1 protein-coding gene is annotated in these 245 nt (G+C 42.4%); it reads left to right on the top strand.

Annotated elements, in window-relative coordinates:
- Positions 1 to 245 (top strand): DUF1349 domain-containing protein (locus tag AB4486_RS24635; protein ID WP_372119308.1); only part of this gene is annotated, 245 nt, incomplete at both ends.

Raw genomic sequence — 245 nt, 5'->3', positions numbered from 1 at the left:
CTGATGTTGATAATATCTTCGTTCATCCAGTATCGAGCTCGGATTACAGCACAGAAGTGACGGTTCAATTAGATCCAAACCTCGCATTTGAACAAGCTGGGTTAGGTATTTACTGGGATAACGACAACTACATTAAAGTGAGCAAAGAGATGTTCATGGGCGAGCGTTCATTGGTGTTCGTTGTAGAACAAAATGGTCAGCCACAGATCAAGGAACGTCTGTTGTTTAGTGAATCTAGTGTGTCG

The organism is Vibrio sp. 10N.222.55.C6 (assembly GCF_041473395.1).
Taxonomy (GTDB): Bacteria; Pseudomonadota; Gammaproteobacteria; order Enterobacterales; family Vibrionaceae; genus Vibrio; species Vibrio crassostreae_C.
This window is presented reverse-complemented; position numbering and strand designations above follow the sequence as displayed.